Annotated in this window: 15 protein-coding genes; 8 read left to right on the top strand and 7 right to left on the bottom strand. The window is 49.6% G+C overall.

The annotated features are described in order from the left end of the window. The first annotated feature begins 297 nt into the window (after nucleotides 1–297). Nucleotides 298–2,886 carry a TonB-dependent receptor gene (locus ACY0JR_RS05430; protein WP_462632924.1) on the top strand — a complete coding sequence of 863 codons (2,589 nt, stop codon included), beginning with the start codon at nucleotides 298–300 and terminating at the stop codon, nucleotides 2,884–2,886. A gap of 309 nt (nucleotides 2,887–3,195) precedes the next feature. Continuing rightward, a complete protein-coding gene (locus ACY0JR_RS05425) occupies nucleotides 3,196–4,110 on the top strand; it encodes a carboxypeptidase-like regulatory domain-containing protein (RefSeq protein ID WP_462632923.1) in 915 nt (304 codons plus the stop codon). Nucleotides 4,111–4,176: 66 nt separating this feature from the next. Here the strand turns inward: ACY0JR_RS05425 and ACY0JR_RS05420 are convergent, their stop codons facing one another. Beyond that, entirely contained in the window at nucleotides 4,177–4,431 is a 255-nt protein-coding gene (locus ACY0JR_RS05420; RefSeq protein ID WP_462632922.1) for a hypothetical protein, read from the bottom strand. Between the two features lie 2 nt (nucleotides 4,432–4,433). Here ACY0JR_RS05420 and ACY0JR_RS05415 point away from each other — a divergent pair, with 2 nt between their 5' ends. Further along, complete coding sequence (locus ACY0JR_RS05415; protein ID WP_462632921.1) at nucleotides 4,434–6,968, top strand: TonB-dependent receptor; 2,535 nt, start codon at nucleotides 4,434–4,436, stop codon at nucleotides 6,966–6,968. Between the two features lie 113 nt (nucleotides 6,969–7,081). Here the strand turns inward: ACY0JR_RS05415 and ACY0JR_RS05410 are convergent, their stop codons facing one another. The 5 genes from ACY0JR_RS05410 to ACY0JR_RS05390 all read right to left on the bottom strand — a co-directional run bounded on the left by ACY0JR_RS05410 (nucleotide 7,082) and on the right by ACY0JR_RS05390 (nucleotide 12,419). After that, entirely contained in the window at nucleotides 7,082–7,714 is a 633-nt protein-coding gene (locus tag ACY0JR_RS05410) for an HD domain-containing protein (RefSeq protein ID WP_462632920.1), read from the bottom strand. Nucleotides 7,715–7,877: 163 nt separating this feature from the next. After that, nucleotides 7,878–9,734: an NAD(+) synthase gene (gene nadE, locus ACY0JR_RS05405; protein ID WP_462632919.1), complete on the bottom strand. Its 1,857-nt coding sequence runs from the start codon at nucleotides 9,732–9,734 to the stop codon at nucleotides 7,878–7,880. A gap of 363 nt (nucleotides 9,735–10,097) precedes the next feature. Beyond that, nucleotides 10,098–10,850: a ribonuclease III gene (gene rnc / locus ACY0JR_RS05400; RefSeq protein WP_462632918.1), complete on the bottom strand. Its 753-nt coding sequence runs from the start codon at nucleotides 10,848–10,850 to the stop codon at nucleotides 10,098–10,100. Between the two features lie 2 nt (nucleotides 10,851–10,852). Continuing rightward, nucleotides 10,853–12,106 (bottom strand): beta-ketoacyl-ACP synthase II, encoded by a 1,254-nt coding sequence (gene fabF, locus ACY0JR_RS05395; protein ID WP_462632917.1) that lies wholly within the window; start codon nucleotides 12,104–12,106, stop codon nucleotides 10,853–10,855. Between the two features lie 76 nt (nucleotides 12,107–12,182). Next, on the bottom strand, nucleotides 12,183–12,419 hold the full coding sequence (locus ACY0JR_RS05390; protein ID WP_048919546.1) for an acyl carrier protein: 237 nt from the start codon (nucleotides 12,417–12,419) through the stop codon (nucleotides 12,183–12,185). A 175-nt stretch (nucleotides 12,420–12,594) separates the two neighbouring features. On the opposite strand from ACY0JR_RS05390, the gene ACY0JR_RS05385 reads away from it, so the two are divergent. Next, the gene (locus ACY0JR_RS05385) at nucleotides 12,595–13,020 is read left to right on the top strand and encodes an IPExxxVDY family protein (RefSeq protein ID WP_462632916.1); all 426 of its coding nucleotides are present in this window, start codon (nucleotides 12,595–12,597) and stop codon (nucleotides 13,018–13,020) included. Between the two features lie 3 nt (nucleotides 13,021–13,023). Continuing rightward, entirely contained in the window at nucleotides 13,024–14,454 is a 1,431-nt protein-coding gene (gene pyk, locus ACY0JR_RS05380; protein ID WP_462632915.1) for a pyruvate kinase, read from the top strand. Nucleotides 14,455–15,198: 744 nt separating this feature from the next. Here the strand turns inward: pyk and rpsT are convergent. Beyond that, on the bottom strand, nucleotides 15,199–15,459 hold the full coding sequence (gene rpsT, locus ACY0JR_RS05375; RefSeq protein ID WP_123127420.1) for a 30S ribosomal protein S20: 261 nt from the start codon (nucleotides 15,457–15,459) through the stop codon (nucleotides 15,199–15,201). 430 nt (nucleotides 15,460–15,889) lie between these two features. On the opposite strand from rpsT, the gene ACY0JR_RS05370 reads away from it, so the two are divergent. The 3 genes from ACY0JR_RS05370 (at nucleotide 15,890) to ACY0JR_RS05360 (ending at nucleotide 18,939) form a co-directional block, all read left to right on the top strand. Continuing rightward, nucleotides 15,890–16,960 carry a cytochrome-c peroxidase gene (locus ACY0JR_RS05370; RefSeq protein WP_462632914.1) on the top strand — a complete coding sequence of 357 codons (1,071 nt, stop codon included), beginning with the start codon at nucleotides 15,890–15,892 and terminating at the stop codon, nucleotides 16,958–16,960. Between the two features lie 109 nt (nucleotides 16,961–17,069). Further along, the gene (locus ACY0JR_RS05365) at nucleotides 17,070–17,828 is read left to right on the top strand and encodes an MbnP family protein (protein ID WP_462632913.1); all 759 of its coding nucleotides are present in this window, start codon (nucleotides 17,070–17,072) and stop codon (nucleotides 17,826–17,828) included. A gap of 64 nt (nucleotides 17,829–17,892) precedes the next feature. Beyond that, the gene (locus ACY0JR_RS05360) at nucleotides 17,893–18,939 is read left to right on the top strand and encodes a cytochrome-c peroxidase (RefSeq protein ID WP_462632912.1); all 1,047 of its coding nucleotides are present in this window, start codon (nucleotides 17,893–17,895) and stop codon (nucleotides 18,937–18,939) included. Nucleotides 18,940–19,018: the final 79 nt, after the last annotated feature.

Here is a 19,018-nt window from a genome sequence, read left to right as displayed (position 1 = left end):
CAACTTACTTTCTGCTTCTCAACAGGTCCAGTGCATAGGAAAAGTAATGGGAGCAAACCCTGATCCTTTTACTACCTTTGTCTTCCCCCAGATGGTGCTGTCAGTACCGCGTTAAGAATTTGTTAAATAACTTCTTTTTATAATTCGTGCTGTAATATTCCCTACCCACTCTATACTAATGCTTCAACTGAAAAGATAAGGAGGCGGTTAGAGGAGCCACAAGCCGGCTCGGCTTCTCAAGTACTACTCCCACCATCTTTTCCGTTGCAAGACGCTTTTATTCCTTTAACCCTTTTTATGAAAAAACTTCTGCTCTTAACCTTGTTAAGCTGCGCCACGTCTGCCCCCCTGTGGGCGCAGAACCCAGTAAACACTTCCAAACCACAGACAGCCCCCGCAGGTGGTGCTCCTGTAACTCAGATGAACCAGGGAACCGGAAGAATCACCGGCACCATTGTAGACGCCGAAAACGCTAAACCAGTAGAATTCGCGACCATTGCCCTGATCAATAGCACCGGCAAAACCGTAGACGGCACCGTTACCGATGAGAAAGGCCGCTTCACGCTGGCTAGAGTTGCCAACGGTACCTATACCCTCAACATCAGCTTTATTGGGTATGAAACCAAAGAACTGAAACAAGTCACCCTCTCGGCCAATGACCAGAACGCAAACCTGAACCGGATCACGCTTAACCCTGCCCAAACCAAATTGCAAGAAGTGACCGTGGTAGGCGAGAAACCTTTGATTGAAGACAAAGTAGACCGCCTGGTTTACAACGCCGAAAAAGACATCACCAACGTTGGTGGTACCGCCGCCGATGTCATGCAGAAAGTACCGTCCATTTCGCTGGACCAGGATGGCAATATCCAGATGCGCGGTAGTGGCAACGTGCGGGTGCTCATCAACGGCAAACCGTCTACCATGATGGCCGGTAGCGTAGCCGATGCCCTGAAGCAGATTCCCGCCGACGTTATCAAAAACGTAGAAGTAATCACCAGCCCTTCGTCTAAATATGACGCCGAAGGTACGGCCGGGATCATCAACATTGTGACCAAGAAGAACGCGTTGCAGGGCGTAACCGGATCTGTGAGCGTGACTGGCGGCACCCGGGCCAGCAATGGCAATACCAACCTCAGCATCAGAAGCGGAAAACTAGGCATAAGCCTGAACGCCGGTACGCAGATGTTCTACGGCAAAGGCAAGATGAACCTGACCCGCATGAACCAGAGCAGACTGAGAGATAACCCCAGAACGCCAGAACTGGAAGGCGACAATCCGCTTACCCCATTAGTGGAGCAGGAACAACTGGTAGAAAGCTCCATTATGCAATTGGGTACCAACCGCACCAACGGCGCGTTCGGGTTTGGGCAATTGGGTCTGGAGTATGACATCAATGAAAAGAACAGCCTTTCTGCCGGAATCCGGATAAACACCGGGCAGTTCAAGATGCGCACCAACCAGAACGCCACTGATTTTATTGCTTATCAACTGCCGGAGCAGGGTGGGTTTGCGCTACCTACGTTGCAGAAGCAGTATAACCTGAAAATGAAAAACAACAACCAGCGCCTGAGCATGGACCTGAACCTGGACTACACCCACCTGTTCAAGAAACCGCAGCAGGAACTTGCGTTACTGGCCCTTTATAGCCAGACAGACCAGGACAACACCATGTTCCAGGACAGATATAACATGGAAGGTAATGTGTTGTCCCTCACCAATAACAGCAACGAAGGCCTTAACAAAGAACTTACCTTCCAGGCAGATTATGCGCACCCCCTACCCAAGAACACGTTATTGGAAATTGGGGCCAAAAATATTCTCAGAGATGTGACCAGTACTTCCTTTTACAATGGTTTCAGCTCGCTGGGCGATTTCTCCTATGACCAGGATGTATTGGCCTCTTACCTTTCCTACGGATTCAGCCTGAACAAGAAAACCCAGGTGAAATTTGGGGGCCGCTACGAGCACACCAAAGTAGCCGCCGACTTTGTGGACCCCGCCCAGGATAACTTCTCCACTGATTACGGCAACTTCATTCCTAATGTAACGGTAGCCTATGACCTGAAACCAACCCAAAAGCTGCGCGCCTCCTTTACCCAGCGTATTCAGCGTCCGCAGTTGTTCTTCCTGAACCCGTACCGCCAGCAGCAAGGCCCTAACCAGGTCTTATTCGGTAACCCGGAACTGGACGCTGAACTCACCGATTCTTACGAACTGAATTACAGCACGTTTTTCAAAACCACCTCCCTAAACGTATCGGCGTACATGCGCGTGACTGACAACGCGATTGAAAGCGTGTCTGACGTGATCAATGACACCACTTTCACCACTTTCCAGAACATCGCCAAAAATAAAACTTACGGCATGAGCTTTTCTGGATCTACCAAACCGGTACCCGCCTGGAACATCAACGGAAACGTGAACTTGTACTACGTGCAGTTGAATGCTCCTTTCGCCCGCAACTCGGGCATGATGTACAACATTAACCTAAGTTCTGGTTATGAGTTAGGCAAAGGCGTAAGTGCCCAGTTCTCCGGCGGATTCAACTCCTCCAGAATTGCGCTACAAGGCACTATGTCTTCTTTCTCTTACCACAACCTAGCCATCAGAAAGCAGTTGTTCGAGAAGAAAGGCTCGCTGAGTGTGGGCATGGACAACCCGTTCAGAAGAGCTCTTGAGTTCAGAAACAAGCAGGAAGGCATCAGCCAGACCTCCGGGCTTCCTTTCAGCGTGAACAGCATTGCCACGCAGTATAACCGTGGGTTCCGGTTAACCTTTGAATACCGCTTCGGGAAGATGCAGCAGCAAGGCCCGCCGCGCCGCAAAAAATCCATCCGCAACGATGACGCCAAACAAGGCGAAGCCAGCGGAGGCGTACAGCAATAAGTTCTTTTTAAGTGAATGAGAAAGAGCGATGGCCCACCGGTCATCGCTCTTTTTGTTTAGACCACTTTAGAGGTAATTTACAGAAAACAGGTCCAAAACAGCTTTTATAGCACGCAAGGAACATTTCTAAACATTATTTTAAATCTATATATAATACTTCTATATCGAGTCCGTTTAGAAAGTAGGCTGCTGCAGGCGGTGGAGATTGGATGGTGAGTAGCTCAGGTACAGTACTTTCGGTTCTTTAAAGCTTACATACTACTTACCGGCAAAGGGGTACTCTCTTGCTGAAAGAAAGTTCTCCCGTTCATGAAGCAATTTGTTTTCGCCTCGTTTTTAGCCTGCGCACTGATCACCTCCATTTCTCCCGTCAGGTCAAGAAGTCTTGATCATTACCAAAGCTACCGCCAAGCGGCTTCCCTTGCCGGAAAAGTACTGGACCGTGACACCAACAAACCCATTGCGTACGTCAGTATAGGAGTATTGGACGAATCTACAGGCACTATCTCAGATAAAGAAGGCATTTTCGCCTTTACCATTCCAGCCAATCAACGGGCTAAGGTTATCAGAATCTCAGCCATTGGATATGAGGCGAAAGAACTGAAAATCGAAGAACTGCTGGCTAGCCAAACCGCCCAAAACGAATTCACCATAACGCTCAACCCGGCACCAGTGCAACTAGCTGAAGTGAAAGTGGGCACCAGTAAATGGAAGACAAAAGAACTGGGCGGTAATGCCGGGCCTATTACCCTCTTTCACCATAATTTCGGGGTGTTTCAACGACCAATTGAAGAGAACCTTGGCCGCGAATTGGGAATTCTAATCAATAATGGTGGCAAGCTTTCTTTCCTGAACAAGTTCAACTTCTGCCTTACTTCAAACAGATATGATCTGGTAAAATTTAGGGTAAAAATTTATACACTTAACGAGGGTAAGCCAGCCCAGAACATAACTCCCACAGATGTGCTTTTCACTATCAAGAACAAAGAGAAAGGCTGGTTTCATGTTGATTTAGAACCCTATGGCATATACGTGGCGCAAGACTTTGCCATTGCCTTGGAATGGGTGGATTGTGAGCCCAGAACACAGAACAACAGCTTAACCATTGCTGCTTCCATGCCCGGTTTTCATACCACCTTCTACAAAGACGCAAGCCAGGCAAAATGGGACAAAATGTCTCCTGTTGGCATGGGCATGAACGTGGAGGTGCAGCGGAAAGAATAACTTAACCAACACTCTTTCACTCCTTTCATGGTGCACTCATCTAGACCTGTTTTCAGAAAAACAGCTTCAAATCAGACCTGCTTTAGAGAAAGAAGCAACCATTACAAAAGTAAACTGTCTTTGGATAGGCATTTCTGAATTTTGCCAGAAAAATATATTCTCCAACAGAGTAAACCATTGGCTATTATTTATGTCAAAGAGTCTTTCTGTGCTGTAGCTTAACTCATTACAAACCAGAACTGCAGCGGTTCTCCTACCTATAAAATTCAATTCTTCATTTATACTGTTTCTAACCCATTCAAAATCCTCTACAAACCCCATTCATGCGTCATTCTTTACTGATTGCCTTCTTTTGTTGGGCGGCTGTATCCTCTTTACATGCCCAGGCTCCTTCCCTTACCCCTACTCCCTCCACTACCGCTGCAGCAGGCGGAGGCGTTCAGCGGGCTTCCGGCAAAATTAGCGGCGTAGTCACTGACTCCTCTACTAATAAGCCTGTAGAGTTTGCCACGGTTTCGCTCATAAATACCGCCACCGGAAAGCCTATTGATGGTACCGTCACCGATGAACGCGGTAGATTCACGCTGTCCCGAGTGGCCTTCGGAAGCTATTCTATTTCGGTGAGCTTTATTGGCTATGAAACGTTCAGCCGGGCGGGTGTCAACGTCTCTGAGCAAGATGCTGAGGTGGTGTTAGGCAGAATTGTCTTGAAACCGGTGCAGAATAAGCTGAAAGAAGTAACCGTGGTGGGCGAAAAACCGCTGGTGGAAGACAAAGTAGACCGTATGGTGTACAACGCCGACCAGGACATCACCAACATAGGCGGCAACGCCTCAGACGTGCTCAAGAAAGTGCCTTCATTAACCGTAGACCTGGACGGGAACGTGCAGTTGCGGGGCTCGTCTAACGTGCGGGTGCTCATCAACAACAAGCCGTCCAGCATTATGGCCAACAGCGTGGCCGATGCCCTGCGCCAGATTCCGTCTGACATGATTAAGACCGTGGAAGTAATTACCAGTCCCTCGGCCAAGTATGACGCCGAAGGCACCGCCGGGATCATCAACATCGTCACTAAAAAGAATACCTTATACGGCGTGAACGGCAGCGTGAGCACCTCAGTAGGGACCCGCAGTTCTAATGGAAACGCAAATGTGAACGTAAGGCGCGGCAAGGTTGGGTTCAACGCTAGTTTAGGCACTCACCAGCAATACAACAACAAAAACGAAAGTGAATTATACCGAGCCACGCGTAGCAATGCCGACGCCGAAGGCTTTAATACCACGCTGGAACAAATGGGAGAATCCAAACGGAGAGGCGGCGGTATCTACGGACAGTTAGGGTTTGATGCCGACCTGGATACTTCCAACACCATAACCGCAGGCGTAAACATTTACAGAGGAAGAAACCGGAACAGCGGCTTTCAGGAATCTCTGACCCGAACATTGTCTACCCAGCAGTTCATAGAGAATGATGCCAGAGGCTTGAGTAAGAATGCTTCGGTAGACCTGAACCTGGGCTATACCCACATTTTCAAGCCGCAACAAGAACTTTCTGTCTTAGCGCAATGGAACAAAGGAAACATGAGCAGTTCTTCTGACCAAGACATCTACCTGAACCAGGACTACAGGCTAGACACGCTCCTGCGCAACACCAATGAAGGCGGAAACCGCGAAATGACGTTTCAGGTAGACTATGTGCACCCGTTCCAGAACAAAACCCAACTGGAAGTAGGAACCAAAGGTATACTGCGCCACGCGGAAAGCGATGCCATGTACCGTAGACTAAGGCTCTCCACCGCTGCCGAGGAACTGCGGCCCAACGAATTCTCCTATGACCAGGATGTGTATTCGGCTTATGGGTCTTATGGCTTTAAAATGCTCAAAAACTATAACGTAAAATCTGGTGCCCGTTTTGAATACACCAACATTGACGGCCGGTACATTCAGCCTTACCAAGATCCGTTCAAAGACAATTATTACAATTTCATTCCCAACATCTTAGTCTCCAGAACCTTCAAGAGCCAGACGTTCAGGGTAGGGTACACGCAACGGATTCAAAGACCCCAGATCTGGTACCTGAACCCGTACGTGAATATCATTGATGCCAAAAACGTATCGTTCGGTAACCCCGAGTTGGAGCCGGAACTGTCACACGCGTATGAGGTAGGCTACAGCAATTACTTCAAGACCAGCTCCATTAATGTGTCTTTGTACCTGCGCCAGACCAACAACGCCATTGAATCTATCCGGCGAATTATAGGCGAAGACGGTGCTTTACCCGTATTGGATGGAACCTGGCAGCAACCCGATGTCTCTTACACCACTTACCAGAACATAGGCAAGAACGCCACGTACGGCATGAGCTTTTCGGGGAACACCAAACCTATGCCTAAATGGAACATTGGCGGAAGTGTTAACCTGAACTATATCAAACTGGAGAGTGTCATTGACGACCGGCCTCAGAGCAATGCTGCCATGCAGTACAGCATAAACGCAAACTCGGGCTATGATTTTGGTAAGGGATTGGCGGCGCAGTTCTTCGGGTCGTTCAGCTCACCGCGACCCAGCATTCAAGGTAAATTCTCGGGCTATTATTACTCCAGCATAAGTGTACGCAAAGAGCTGTGGGAGAAGAAAGGTACCCTGAGCATTGGCGTTGACAACCCGTTCAGCAAGGCTATCCAATTCAAATCTGAGCTATCCAATGACTATTTTGTGCAGAATACGATTAATCAGAATTACAACCGCAGCGTGCGGGTGAGTTTCTCCTACCGTTTCGGTAAAATGGACATGAAACAACAGCCCCGCAGCAAACGCTCCATCCGGAACGATGACGCCAAAGCCGGTGACAGCAATTAATGTCTGACTAGCCGAAGTACGTTTGATTGTAACTTCAGAATAAGTACTCAATATACTTTGAACCCTGCTTTTAGGTTGAATCTAGAAAATCAGCCTAAAAGCAGGGTTCTTGTTTAAGTGTCAATTAAGTGATCTTCCTGCGGCTTGCCTCTGCGTACATCCTCCAGCGTAAACAAGGCTTTCTGCACCTCATAACAAGCCAGCAGGTACAACTTGAACGGCTCGGCTTTCTTCAATACTTCCAGCAAGGCCACAATTTCTGGTATGTACACCTTCGCGAAGCCGATGTCCTGCGCAATGATGTCACGCGTGTTGTCTATGATATCAGCTAACTTAATGGTCTGGGCACGGCCCGAAATATTTCCCTGGCGTTCCACTTCCATTTGTTTGCGGCGTTTGCGGTTGTGTCCGGGCGCTTGATCTTTGGTGAATTGGTCGGTGAGTTCCAGCACCATCTGCAACACTTCGGCGGGTTTCACAATGGAACCGGCACACACCTCTTCCAAAAAGGCCTGCATTTCTGATTCAGGTACCGGCGTGTCTTCCAGTACATCATGCAGCAGCGCGGCCATGACCATGCCCGTGGTACCGCCGTACGCCATCACCGTTTGCGCTACCCGTTCCACGTGCCGCACGTAGGGTTCGTTGTTGTATTTTCGCCGCTGTTCGCCATGCGCAGCTACGGCAAACTGCCAGACCTGCTGCTCTAGGGCATTGAAATAAGGTGGACACTCCAGTTCTTCCATGGTTACTTTTTGCAGGGCTGCAGCGACGTAAGTACTAAACGTTTTCGGCCTATTTTCCTAAAACAGACCAAAAGCAAAGACGCAAGATGTTGCGTCTCTACATGGGCCTAAAATTCAAGAATCCCACATCTTCACATCTCCAAATTTCCACATCAAAACCACATCACCTAAGTTCATCCAACTCCTGCCGGAAACCTCCGCTTAAGATGGGGAACCGAAGCCAGCTACGTGGATCTACGTTGTAGTCGTCCAGGTGGAAAGCGGGGGCGTAGCGTTCACGCTTCCATTGGTTTCTACTCCAGAGCGAGTAAAAGCGCTGCACGAACTGCCGTAGCTGCTCATCTGGATAGGTGCCTTTCAACTTACCAAATACCTGCTGCGGCGAAAGGCGGTCATAGAAAGCAAGGCGTTCAATCTGGTTCAGGAGCGGGTATGGCATGAGGTCTTCCTCATCGGTCTGGGTATTTTCCAGGGGCCGCAGCTCGGCCGAAGGCTGCAGGTTGTTCACGTACTGCAAGCCTTCGTACCCTAACTCCAATTGGGCCCACACCAGCCACTGCCGGATAAAAGCTTTGTCTACGCCCGCAATGGGCGAAATACTACCGGCCGTGTCACCGTCCATAGTAGCGTAACCCACGCTGGCTTCTGAGCGGTTAGAGGTAGCCAGCAGAAGCGAGTTTTTGAGGTTGGCTAGCATCCAGATGCCGGGGGCACGTACGCGGGCCTGAATGTTCTGCAAGGTAATATCATCATGCTCCCAGGTAAGGCGGCGGTCAATGGCATGTTCAATTTTGCCTTGGTAGCTTTTCACCTCTTCGTCAATGGTCCAGTTGTAGAAAACGGCGCCTATGGATTTGGCGAGTTCCTCGGCGGAGCGGTAGGTGTCATCTGAGGAGTTCTTGGTGCCTTGGTAAGCAGTCACCAGTAATCTACCCACTAAGATGTTTCTGAGCTCATCTCCGGAAAGCTGGCTATAATCAGAAATCTCATAGGGCGTAAGGCAGTTGGTTTTGTGGGCGAACTCTTCCAACCCAATTTCGGCGACAGCCCGGCGTACCATTTCGGCCACCGCCACGGCGCACAGAGAAGAATCGGCGCCACCGCTCAAAGACAGTACAAATCCACGGCTACGGCTTTTGCGCAGGTAATCAAACAAGGCCAGCGAAATGGCGGAGATAAATTCCATGTTTTCGTCTACCGGCAGCAAATCCATCTGAGCCGGGGGCAGCGGCGCTTCAAAAGAAACTTCGGCGCACTCAAAATCCACGCTTTTGAAGGAAAGCAGCTGATTGCGCAGCAGCACGTTCCCGTTCTGGGCAATGATGATTTCCCCGTCATATATCATTTTCCCAGCCTCATTCCCCAGCAGGTTCACGTACAGATAGGCGCATTCAAACTCCCGCGAAGCATCTACCACCAGATGGTAACGCACATCGGTCTTGCTCATGGCGAAATGGCTGGCACTAGGATTGATGATGAGTTGCACCCCCTTCTCTTTATGCCGATACGCCGGACGGTTGGCGTTGCGCCACGCATCTTCGCAAATCTCAAACGCGAATTTTACGCCCTTGTGCTCATAGATAATATCCCCAATCTGGTACGTCTGGCCATAGGCTTCAAACGTCTCTATGGTATTTGGTACCCAGGAACTGAACCAGCGCGGCTCATAGTGTACGCCGTCATTGGCCAGAAACTGCTTGGCCGTAAAGCCCAGAATCTCTTTGTCTCTGATGACGCAGGCGCAATTATAGGTCGTGTTGTTCAACCTGATGGGCACTCCTACACACACAATCACGCCTTCGCACCACTCCTTTATCTCCAGCAGCCGCTCAAAGCATTCTACAGACACCCATTCGCTCAGGAACAGGTCTTCGCAGCCGTACCCGGGAATACTCATCTCTGGCAGGCAGAGAATGTCTACTTCCTCAGCTTTGGCCTGTTCAATGGCGGTTCTGATGTTTTTGAGGTTGTTTTCCCAGTCCAGGGGAGTTTGGTTGAGGGCGGCGCCGGCAAGTTTCATAGGTAGGTACAGTTTAGGCTTTTTAACGCAAGAATTGGCTTACAAGTTAAAAACACGGGTTGGCAGACGTAACACGTAGGTCAGCGAAGCCATGCAAAACTAAGAACCTTACCAATAGAACCAAGACACGGGGAGAAAACGCAGAAAAAGAGCTACCCGACTATCACCTGAAATGGGCGTTGCAGATGTAGGGACAATCCCTTGTGGTTGCCCTTTTCCATTCCACACGCTATTTCCCAGAAAATGTACGGACAGGTCGCGACCTGTCCTACGAAAGCAGAAAACGTAATCAGCTACCGTTTAGGGCTGATTTCAGAAAAAGCCGCTTAAAACTGAGAAGACGGGGAAAAGGAAAGCCTGTGATTAAGGCAAGATGGCACCAGTCGCTTTAAGCACTTCCATGCTTTTCTCGGCGGCAGCTTGCTCAGCTTTTTTCTTGGAGAGACCGCTGCCGCTGGCAATGATGTCATTGTCTACCACCACGGCGGCGGTAAACTCAGTGGTGCTGCCGCTCTGTTTCTGGCCTACAATTTCAAACCTGATGCTACGGTTCTGGCCCTGCGCCCACTCAATGAGTTTGCTTTTGAAATTGCTGGTGGTGGTGGTGAGTTGGTGCAGGTCAAAGTGCGGCTTCACCAGTTTCTTCAGGATGAAGCTTTTGGTGTCTTCGTAGCCTTTGTCCAGGTACACGGCGCCAACCAAGGCCTCCAAGGCGTTGCCGTTGATAAACTTGTGGCGCGTTACTCCAGAGATATTGTCTACTTTGATAAGCGAGTGCAGCCCCACTTTTACGGCAAGGTTGTTCAAAGACTCGCGGTTCACCATGCGAGACCGGATCTCGGTTAGGAAACCTTCGTCTTTGTAAGGATATTTTTTGAAAAGGTACTCCGCTATGACCGCGCCTAAGATGGCATCGCCCAGAAACTCCAGCCGCTCATTGGTTTCCTGGCTTCCATTCAGGTTCTGGCGCACAAAGGAAGTGTGCGTGAACGCCAACTGATACAAGTGCAGGTTATCTGGTGCCATGCCCGTAATGTGGGTAATGGCGTTCACAAAAGCCTTGTCCTTGTAAAAGAATTTATGGATTGCGCGAAAGACCGGCTTGATCGGGCTCACTGCTACTCAGCGAATTTCTTGAAAATAACAGAGGTGTTGTGTCCGCCAAATCCGAAGGTATTGCTCAAAGCAATGTTTACTTCGCGCTTCTGAGCTTTGTTGAACGTAAAGTTCAGCTTGGTATTGAACTGCTCATCATCTGTGAAGTGGTTGATGGTAGGCGGAACAATACCCGTTTGGATAGCCAAAATAGAAGCTACAGCCTCTATAGCCCCGGCAGCACCTAGCAAGTGGCCGGTCATTGATTTGGTGGAACTGATGTTGAGCTTGTAGGCATGCTCCCCGAACACGTGCTCAATAGCCTTGGCTTCTCCCACATCGCCCAGCGGCGTGGAAGTACCGTGCACGTTGATGTAGTCTACCTGCTCTGGTTTGATACCAGCATCGCGCAAAGCGTTCTGCATTACGTTGCGGGCACCTAAACCGTCTGGATGCGGCGCCGTGATGTGGTAAGCATCGGCTGACATACCGCCGCCAATGATCTCGGCGTAGATTTTAGCACCGCGGGCTTTGGCATGCTCGTACTCTTCCAGCACAATGGCCGCGGCTCCTTCGCCCAACACAAAACCATCGCGGTCTTTGTCAAACGGACGTGAAGCAGTTTCAGGGGAATCATTGCGCTCTGAAAGGGCTTTCAGGGCGTTGAACCCTCCTACTCCGGCTTCGGTTACGGCTGCTTCAGAACCACCGCTCAACACAATATCCGCCATACCCAACCGGATATAGTTGAAAGAGTCAATCAAAGCGTTGGTGGCAGAAGCACAAGCAGATACAGTCACAAAGTTAGGACCTCTGAAGCCGTATTTGATGGAAATATGACCGGCGCTGATGTCGGCGATCATCTTAGGAATGAAGAAAGGATTGAAGCGTGGGGTACCGTCGCCGTTGGCGAAGTTCACGCATTCTTCCTGGAACGTACGCAAGCCGCCGATGCCAGAGCCCCAGATCACCCCAATGCGGTCTTTGTCTAGTGACTCATCCTGCAAATTGGCATCAATGACGGCCTGATCGGCGACAATGACAGCAAATTGCGAAAAGAGGTCCATCTTGCGGGCCTCTTTTCGCTCAAAATACTGCTCAGGATCATACCCTTTTACTTCGCAGGCAAACTGGGTCTTAAATTTTGAGGCATCAAAGCGAGTGATGGGCGCGGCCCCACTTACTCCGTTCACAAGGCCATCCCAATATTCAGAAACTGTCTTCCCCAGTGGGGTAAGCGCACCAAGGCCTGTTACTACAACTCTCTTAAGCTCCATACACTGCTAGTAGAGGAAAAGAACCTATATTAATTAGGTAAAATTGGATCGATAGAAGAAAAAAGGGAGGAGGAGATTACTTTGCGTGCTCTTCCAGGTAGCTGATCGCTTGGCCTACCGTTGCAATATTCTCAGCTTGATCATCTGGAATAGACACATTGAATTCTTTCTCAAATTCCATGATCAATTCTACGGTATCAAGAGAGTCGGCACCCAGGTCGTTTGTAAAGCTAGCCTCAGGCGTTACCTCAGATTCTTCAACGCCTAATTTGTCAATAATGATAGCTCTTACTTTTTCTGCGATTTCTGACATTTTTTTAGAAGTTTTTTAAAACACAGTGCAAAGAAATAGATTTGGCAACACAATGTCAAACAAAATGCATGCATTTGTTTTATTCTGGTACTTTTCTAAAAAGTTAAGTTGTGTTTCCAAATCCCTTCTTTAAATTGCCAACCCAACTTTACACTTACCCAGCGTACCGCAACACATGAAATCTTTCCGTCTAGACATAGAACACGATTTTGATTTCGAGCTTTACGGCGTGGTATCTTCCAGCAAAGAATACACCCTTGCCTGGGCACTTAACAAGTACTTCGGCATAAGGCTGGTAAAACAGACTGACCTGTGTATTGACTTCCTGAACAAGGGCCGGTTGATTATCTCTAACTACCTGCACCGCGCCGAGCATGGCTCGCTCCGGTTGTTCCGGAACCGTTCCGTAGGCACCAGCACCCTTGCCACCCCTTTTCTGGTACCGGATATTAAAGAGTATGATTATGTTATCCAGGTGTCTGGTGTCCTGAGCCAATTGCAACAGGAAATCCTTCAGACCCTAAACGCCGTACCCCTAGTGCAGTACGTGCGTTCCTTTGACCCACATTGTTTACGTTATAAAGAAAACCTGCTTTTTTAGCGCATGGCTATCCATTTCAACAACACCAAGATTATTGCCACCGTTGGCCCCGCCAGCAACACCCCTGAGCGCCTGCGCGCGCTTATTCAGGAAGGAGTAGATGTTTTTCGCTTAAACTTCTCACACGGCACCCACCCAGAACATTTGAAGGTGATTGAGGCCGTACGGTCCATCAATGCCGCAGAAGGTTTTAATATATGCCTCTTACAAGATTTGCAGGGCCCCAAAATCAGGATCAATGATGTACAGGACGGCGCCATTGAGATTGTGGAAGGCCAGCAACTGACGTTTGTCTGTGATAAATCTATGGGTACACCCCAGCGACTGTCGCACAGCTACACCCGTTTGGCCCAGGACGTGAAACCCGGCGATGCCATTTTAATTGACGATGGTAAACTGGAAGTACGCGTCATTAGTACCGATGGGGTAAACGAAGTGCTGACCGAAGTAGTGTATGGCGGCGTGGTGAAGCCCCGCAAGGGCATGAACCTGCCAGACACCGTGGTCACCGCTCCTTCTTTAACCGAGAAAGACATTCAGGACCTGCATTTCGGTTTAGACAACAATGTAGAATGGGTAGCGCTTTCCTTTGTTAGGAAGGTGGAAGACATCCATGAAATCAAACAAATAATTGCGGAGCGTGGAAAAGACACCAAGGTAGTAGCCAAGATTGAAAAACCGGAGGCTATCCGTAATATTGACAGCATCATTGAAGCCACAGACGCCATCATGGTTGCCCGCGGTGACCTAGGGGTGGAAGTAGGCATGGAAGGCGTTCCTATGCTCCAGAAGATGATTGTGGAGAAATGCAATGCGCTAGGCAAACCTGTGATTGTGGCTACCCAAATGATGGAAAGCATGATCACCAACCCGCGCCCTACCCGTGCTGAAACCAATGACGTAGCCAACGCGGTAGTAGACGGTGCCGACACGTTGATGCTAAGCGCCGAAACTGCCGCGGGAGCCTATCCTATTGAGACCATCCGTAGCATGGTGCGCACCATCCAGTCAGTTGAGGCACAAGCCGCGGTTTACCACCGCAACTTTGTCTTCAACCGGCAGTCACCTACCTTCTACAATGACACCGTTGTAGCAAGTGCCGTGAACCTGGCCCGTGACACCGATGCCAAAGCGCTAATCTGCCTCACCAAGTCGGGTTACACGGCTATTCAGCTAGCCAAGCACCGCCCTAAAGCCAACATCTTCGTGTTCACGGACAACCGCGTGCTCTTGAACACCCTTAACCTGGTATGGGGCATCAGAGGCTACTATTATGACCGCTTCGTGTCTACAGATGAGACCATCGCTGATCTAAAAGAAATCCTGGTAAAAGAAGGCCACTTAGCAACCGGCGACATCTTCATCAACATCGGCTCTATGCCCGTCATGGAGAAGAAACGTGCCAACATGATCAAACTAAGCGTGGTGCATTAAGCCCTACTGCTCTTCGGCCCCATTTCCAAAATGTAACAGGCCAGTCTTCCACCAAGGAAGACTGGCCTGTTTGCTTTCTGTGCCTGTGGACAAGTTACGCTTACGCCTTTATTGACGAAGCTTACCTTTTGGGGAGTAGGACTGTTTCATTCTGTACTTCCTGCTGTCTTACCAGGGAACCACTTTTCTTGAGGCTCACGCCTCACGGAAGTTGCAAACTTCCAGACATTGTCGGTCCAAGTCACAGACTTGAACCATGTTTACCAATGGGAATGCGTGTGACCGGCAGGTGTAAACATCCCCTTCGCCCCCTTCGAAGGGGGAGTCCCTGGTTTGGAAGGCAGAAGTACATTGCTACTTTCCCCAATTCCAGTCTTTCCCGAGCGCGCCTCGCTTTTGGCCCTGGAAAGGCAAAACTAAGCGCAAAGTACAGCTCAGGCCGAAAGGGCAGTGCGGGAGGGGAAGACGGGGCCTCGCGGCCGTGAGCGCACGAAGAGAAACCATGCAACAACAAAGCATAAGGGCCTCGCATCAACCACCCGCCTCGCCAGCAACAGGCAAACCCCATTCACAAATACATCAGACAAGCCAAGCAAACAGCCAACTGCATGCACCAGTCAATCACTGAGCATTTCAAGCCTACTTCTCAGAAAAAAGCCTTAAAAAACACCTACAACACAAAAAGCCTTGCTTCAAGCAAGGCTTTAAATGATTACCCAAGAAGGTAAATACTACCTAAGGAGATTAAGCAGCAGCTAATGTATTAACAAACTTAGCCAATTTTGACTTGTTGTTGGCTGCTTTGTTTTTGTGAATCACGTTCTTCTTGGCCAACTTGTCCAGCATACCAGATACCGTCTTGAACAGCTCCTGCGCCTCGGCTTTGTCGGTTGTGTTTCTTAAACGCTTTACAAAGGTACGGGTGGTTTTCGCCTGATAGCGATTCAGCAAGCGTTTCGCGTTGTTAGATCTGATTCTCTTTAATGCTGACTTATGGTTAGCCATGGTTGTGAATATAGATAAATGCTTTTGACTCTGATTCTAAATGAGTTTGCAAAACTACAAGGTTGCCTGCTAAATTCCAAGAAACTCAGTTAAAAATAATCAGGTTTCTACGTCCTCTCTCCAATGGCTTAGGCTAAGCCAGCACTAAAGGAGCACGGTCCTGTGTTGTTCTGCCCTGCAAAGGTAGCATTTACAGAGTTCATATGACACCCTTCCTAAAAGATTTACGCGCAGTTTTCCTTTAGTCTAGCGTAAGCCAGCAGGCCCTTTCAATTAAATTCCCGTTCTTAAGTGCTGGTTTAGGCCTCCCTTTCTGAAAGTAGCTCTAATCCTATTGAATACGCAAATCGAGCATTTTACCGTTATCTTTAAAATAGAATACGATCCTATGCGTATTTACCATAAGCTTTTTCTTTGGGGATGCATCACGATGGCCCATTTTTTGGGAAGTTGCAAGGAAGCCTCGTCTGAAGAAGAGATACCCGTCCCTCTTCCTCTTCCTACCCCCTACCAACTGGAGCTGCCCCAGCGCTTCGGGGGCATTCAGGCTATTCCAGCCGATAATCTGCTTACCCAAGAGGGCGTAGCTTTGGGCCGAGTGCTTTTCTATGAGAAAGCCCTTTCTGCTAACAACACCATGTCTTGCGGCAGTTGCCACCAGCAACAGTTCGCCTTCACAGACGGACAAGCGCTGAGCAAAGGAGTTGACGGAATTGCCGGGACGCGCAGTGCCATGTCATTGGCCAATCTGCTGTGGGTCTCCCAATTCAATTGGGACGGAGGACCTAAATCACTGGAAGAACAGGCGAAGATTCCTCTGGAGAGCCCCATTGAATTACACCAGAACTTGGATGTAGCCGTAGCCAAGTTGCAGGCCATTGGGAAATACCCAATGCTGTTCGAGAAGGCTTTTGGCAAAGGCCCCATCACCAAAGAGAACCTGCTCAAAGCCTTGGCCCAATTTACCCGCACACTCATTTCCTCCAATTCCAAGTATGACCTGTACCAGGAAGGGAAAGTGAACCTTACCGTTGATGAATTACTGGGCATGCGTCTTTTTCTCACCCACCCAGATCCCAACATCAGCTTGCGCGGTGGCAATTGCGGCGACTGCCATGGCGGTACCCTGCAAACCTTTAACACGTTCCACAACAATGGCTTGGATGCAGCACCAAAAGACGCGGGCAGGGGGCTGATCACAGGTAAGGAAAGTGATAGGGGCAAGTTCAGGGCTCCTTCGCTCCGCAACATCGCGCTCACGGCACCTTACATGCATGACGGCCGGTTCAAGACCCTGGAAGAAGTACTGGACCATTACAACGAGCACGTTAATATGAATGACCCCAACCTGGACCCCCTCATTGAGGAAGCCCGAAATGAATTTGGGGGTACGTCACTGGGGCTAACGACCGAAGAAAAGCGGCAAATCATCGCCTTTCTGCACACCCTTACGGATGAGACATTTATCAAAGATCCTCGCTTTTCTGATCCTACTAAATGATCCTAAAAACGAATAACAAGTAACAAGCTTCCAGCCTGTTTTCTCTAAAATACCTAAAAACGGAGAACTGCTCCTGTTCACACCAGACAGAATCCCCTACTTTATAAGTATGAATCCACTCGCTACTATTGGTAAAAACCTATCTGCCGCTTTTATATTGGTGCTTGCCCTCTTCTCCCTGGGTTGCTCAGATAATGATGATGTCCCTTCTGCAGGGCCAAGTCAGGTAACGTTGACTTTCCAGCACACCTTCAACACGCAGCCTTTCACGCTGGAACAGGAGTACACCAACGCCTACGGGCACCGGGTAAAGTTTAACTCCTTCAGGTACTACATCAGCAATGTGCAGCTTGCCCGGCAAGACGGCACCACGTACCAGGAGCCCAACAGCTACCATCTCATTGAGCGAACCGCAGAACGCACCCATGAAAGCTTCACCTTGCAGGATGTTCCTCCGGGGAAATATACCACGCTTACCTTCAGCGTAGGCGTAGACCCTAGCCATAACCACTCCACCGATCAGGTTGGCGATCTGGACCCCAACCAGAACATGGCTTGGGACTGGGACACGGGCTATAAGTTTCTGGTAGCCGAAGGCCAGTACTTCAACACCAAAGAGGGTACATTTAAGAACTTTCTGTACCACATTGGCCATGATGCAAACTACCGCACTGTAACCCTTGCGCTACCTGCCAATTGGGGCCTCAACGGGGAACCCCGCACGTTAGACCTGCTCACCAACACCAAAACATTATTCGGCGGCCCCAATGTGATAGACCTGAGTGCCACTGGGTTTTCCAGCGTCATGGGTGGAGCCAATGCTGCATTAGTGGCAGACAACATCCGGCAGATGTTTCAATTGAAATAAATCTATGCGGCGAGGCTTGTTTCCTACTCTAACATTCCGCGTATGGGTTGGATTCCCGAGCTGCTTGTTAGGCCTGCTGGGCGGTTTGGCAATGGGCTGCACGCCGAAGGTTGAACCCGATACTCCAACATCCATTCGCTACGATGTGGTTGTACCCACTAACTTGGGTACGTCCGTGCCGTTCCCAGAACGGAATCCATTCACCCAGGAGGGCATATTGCTGGGGGAAAAGCTGTTTTTTGACCCGATTCTCTCTGGAAACAACCAAATCAGTTGTGCCACCTGCCACCAGCCCGAGAAGGCATTCTCAGATGGCTTAGCCTTAACTTCGGTGGGAGTATCTGGACAGCCTTTGCGGAGGCACGTACCAGCCCTGCAGAATCTGGCCTGGATGCAGGGCTGGTTCTGGGACGGCGGGGCCAAAGACCTGGAATCACTGGCCGTCGGGCCGCTCATGCACGCAGATGAAATGGCGCAAGATCTGAGAAAATTAGCCCAGGAACTGCAAACGCACCCCACTTACCCCAACCAGTTCAAAGCAGCTTTCGGGACAGACTCCATCACCACCCCCTTAATTATGCGGGCTTTGGCGCAGTTCCAGCGCACGCTCATCAGCGGCAATTCTTCCTATGACCGCTACGTACGCCAGGAACCCAATGCCACGCTGACCACAGCTGAACTGAGAGGGTTAACCTTGGTGCGGCGACATTGTGCTCCCTGCCACGCCACCGGCTTTTTCACCGACCAAACTTACCGCAACAACGGTTTAGACACTGTTTTTCCTGAAGACCACGAGCAACTGGCTTGGGGCAGGAGCCGCATTACCAAACGGCCAGAGGATGTAGGCAAATACAAGGTACCCACGTTGCGAAACATTGCGATTACAGCTCCCTACATGCACGATGGCCGGTTTCAGAACCTTCAGCAGGTTCTGGATCACTATACCCATGGCATGGTTCCCTCCGCCACCCTTGACCCCATCTTCATGCGCCAAGATGGCTCCTTAGGCCTCCCCCTCTCCGCCACAGAAAAGATGGATATCATTTCCTTTTTACATACGCTAACAGACAGAAATTTCCTTCAGAATCCCGCTTATACGCCTAAGAAGTGATATTGAAAAAGAACCTGAGAACGGCCAGGGACTTAGCTCAAAATAGGTAATGGGGAAGAAAACCACCTATATGAACCCA

The sequence above is a fragment of the Rufibacter sp. JT3400010 genome (genome assembly GCF_054956755.1).
The sequence above is the reverse complement of the archived record's forward strand: the minus strand, read 5'-3'. Positions and strand labels throughout refer to the sequence as shown.

Coding starts and splice junctions, on each gene's coding strand:
- ACY0JR_RS05365 (WP_462632913.1), top strand. CDS start 17,070: ATGAATCCACTCGCTACTATTGGTAAAAACCTATCTGCCGCTTTTATA.
- ACY0JR_RS05420 (WP_462632922.1), bottom strand. CDS start 4,431: ATGGGGTTTGTAGAGGATTTTGAATGGGTTAGAAACAGTATAAATGAA.
- ACY0JR_RS05410 (WP_462632920.1), bottom strand. CDS start 7,714: ATGGAAGAACTGGAGTGTCCACCTTATTTCAATGCCCTAGAGCAGCAG.
- nadE (WP_462632919.1), bottom strand. CDS start 9,734: ATGAAACTTGCCGGCGCCGCCCTCAACCAAACTCCCCTGGACTGGGAA.
- pyk (WP_462632915.1), top strand. CDS start 13,024: ATGGCTATCCATTTCAACAACACCAAGATTATTGCCACCGTTGGCCCC.
- ACY0JR_RS05415 (WP_462632921.1), top strand. CDS start 4,434: ATGCGTCATTCTTTACTGATTGCCTTCTTTTGTTGGGCGGCTGTATCC.
- fabF (WP_462632917.1), bottom strand. CDS start 12,106: ATGGAGCTTAAGAGAGTTGTAGTAACAGGCCTTGGTGCGCTTACCCCA.
- rpsT (WP_123127420.1), bottom strand. CDS start 15,459: ATGGCTAACCATAAGTCAGCATTAAAGAGAATCAGATCTAACAACGCG.
- ACY0JR_RS05390 (WP_048919546.1), bottom strand. CDS start 12,419: ATGTCAGAAATCGCAGAAAAAGTAAGAGCTATCATTATTGACAAATTA.
- ACY0JR_RS05430 (WP_462632924.1), top strand. CDS start 298: ATGAAAAAACTTCTGCTCTTAACCTTGTTAAGCTGCGCCACGTCTGCC.
- ACY0JR_RS05385 (WP_462632916.1), top strand. CDS start 12,595: ATGAAATCTTTCCGTCTAGACATAGAACACGATTTTGATTTCGAGCTT.
- ACY0JR_RS05370 (WP_462632914.1), top strand. CDS start 15,890: ATGGCCCATTTTTTGGGAAGTTGCAAGGAAGCCTCGTCTGAAGAAGAG.
- ACY0JR_RS05425 (WP_462632923.1), top strand. CDS start 3,196: ATGAAGCAATTTGTTTTCGCCTCGTTTTTAGCCTGCGCACTGATCACC.